General features: G+C 34.5%; 2 protein-coding genes. One reads left to right on the top strand and one right to left on the bottom strand.

What is annotated here, in order from left to right; genetic code table 11:
* A partial coding sequence (locus AC5JMK_RS14190; protein WP_495910396.1) for a TnsB C-terminal domain-containing protein occupies nt 1–1,949 on the bottom strand: 1,949 nt, incomplete at its 3' end.
* 162 nt (nt 1,950–2,111) lie between these two features.
* On the opposite strand from AC5JMK_RS14190, the gene AC5JMK_RS14185 reads away from it, so the two are divergent.
* Complete coding sequence (locus AC5JMK_RS14185) at nt 2,112–2,300, top strand: ribbon-helix-helix domain-containing protein (protein WP_089130881.1); 189 nt, start codon at nt 2,112–2,114, stop codon at nt 2,298–2,300.
* Nucleotides 2,301–2,687 lie beyond the last annotated feature (387 nt).

Raw genomic sequence — 2,687 nt, 5'->3', positions numbered from 1 at the left:
ACTTTTTTAGTGATTTGGGTATTACCTGCCAGATTATACAAAAACTGGGTATTGGTTGTTCCAAATAACCTCTCACAAACGCTACTAAATCTAGGGTTTGCTGGTGGTCGTCTTTTGAGAGTACATTCAAATATTGCTAATAATGTTTCAAAGTAAGTGCTATAAAATTCCTTGCCGTTATCAGTAACAATTATTTGAGGTAATCTTGAATGGCGTTGAACACAAATTCTTAACACCATCATACAAGAACGATAAGATGGTGGGTCATAACTGATATAAATAGCTAAAATTCTTCTGCTAAACGCATCCATTAATAAAGTTAGCCAAGGTCTTCCTAAAACTTTTCCTGTTTGAGAACATCTCAGTTCAATATCTAATTCTGTATGGTCAATATGAGCAATATGAAAGGGGAAATCACCATGTCGGGGTGTGGATAATTCTAGTTCCCAGTAAAATGCTGACATTTCATACGCTGCACGATGACCTGAGCGTTTTTCTACTTGGGAATGTTTTGGGTATTTTTTAATCTCGTTTATGAATGTTTTATAGCTAGGAATTTGGTCATCGCCAATCCCAGCTTTGGAACAACTGTGAACAAATGAAGCGTAAACAGCTTGTTTAGTTTTTTGCTTTTTGTTCTCATATTCTTCAGTAATAAATTTTGATAAAATTTCTATAATATGTTGAGGTAGCTTTCGATTATGATTACCTTTACGGTGATTTAAGGATATTAGCCCAAGATAGCCATAACCGTACTTCTCTTGTGCTTGGTAATAATTATGAAGCCAACGTCTTAATGTCCGTTCTTTTGGTCTACCAGTTGTGATTGATTGCTCATCTAAATAAGGTTTTAATAGACTGAAACGACGGTTGGCATTAATTAAATCCTCCGTTGAAGCCTGTTTTAATATTTCCATCGCTTGTTCATAGATAAGCGATTGATTTTTCTGGGGATTTATCTGGATTTTTCCGGTATTAACTAAAACCCAAAAATCAGATAGCTTCAATTCAATTGTCTCAAATTCTTTAGCGCTAAGTAATAAATAATCTTGACCAACTAAAATAATATTTAAACAAACTCCATCATAAAATACTGACGTACCTGGAATTATGTTAACAATAGGCGTAATCATTTGCTCTGAATTTTCCGTGCAAATAATCGCCTTCAAAGCATTCTCTACCACACGAGATTGAAACACTTGAGATTTATCAGCTTCTACTAAAAGGTGTGCAGTTAAATCTACGTAGATTTTTTCTGTGGCTATTAGACTATAGATATGATCGGCATTCACTCCTTTATAATCTAATAATTTGGCGATAGAAATTCCTGGATGTGCTTCTACTAATGACGTAACTATGTTGTAGTTATCATCGAGTTTGAATGACAAATCATTTTTATAGTAATCTTCTAAAAACTCTAAATTCCGTTGTAACGTCCAATTAATTTTGGCATTAGACCAAAGTTGAAAATCAAAACCGAACTGTTGGGCATAATAAAACCCTGGTGGTGATTGCCATTTATTATTATTATCAATTTGATAGCGGTGAGGGCTTTTTTGTGCTAATTTTTCTAATTCACTTTCGGTTTTACACTCTACCCAACCTGCACTATGAGACCTAATAACAAAAAAATCTGGAGTAATTATTACGCCTAAATTACGTCCTGATGCTGAAGTATATTGAATTTTAAAAGGAGGTGGTTGGTCGTAATATTCTAAAACATCTTCTGCATGTTCCAACTGATAGATAAAAGGCAGTTCGACTTTATGAGATTCAAATTGAATTGTTACACCCATCTTCCGGGAAGGATAACGTCCCGAAACGTTTTTACATCGACTTCCTACGCTACGAGATGGCTGTGCATTGCGAATTTTTTCAATCTCAATAATTGCTTGATTTGAAAGGCTTTGATTTACGCACCATTGGTTGAATTCTTCTTGTGTCATCATGGTTGCACCCCATCATTACACAACACAAACATTCTTTGGCTTGACAGACTCTAGTATCTTTTATATATCTATAGTGATGTAAATATGATGTAAATTATCTAAATTTAACCTTACTCTTAAACTCATAGAGCATTTAGTTTATACATACTGGTAGCATTTAGAGTGAGCAAAAGAATTAACGTTACGTTGCCGGATAGTGTCTTAGAGGATTTAGAAGTATGGGCTGCGTCTCAAGGTCGTCCTACAGCTAACCTGGCTGCTTTTTTGATTGAAATGTCGATTAAATTGGCCAAAAATAGTGGTGAATTTCCCAATAATTCTTCAGTTATAACTAGTAAGCCTCAGTCATAAATTAGACAATTAATTTTTGTTAAAGTTGCCCGATTATTTTGTTGATAATCTATTTTTAACCTTCACACTTAAAGCATTACTTGCTTGATGATTGTCGATGAAGTAGGCACTACGTAAAATTGTTCGACTCTAATCGCTGAAAGTATTGATATATTTTGTTTTTATGCTCAAATGTTATTAAGCATAAAAAGCTACATAAGCATTACTGAACTAAGAAAAAGTATCTGCACTTACGGAACGGTTTATGCTTCCATTTTGCGTACTAAGACAAGTTATGCTTCCGTTAGTTTGGACTTGCTGACAATTAATTAACGCAACAATAAGGTTTCAGACCCTAAAATCCTCGCTTATGCTTCCAGACCCTGACAACTTTTGGGTCTGGTTACA

Source organism: Pelatocladus sp., from assembly GCF_059505505.1.
Note: the sequence above shows the minus strand (reverse complement) of the source record. Positions and strands in the feature narration are given on the sequence as shown.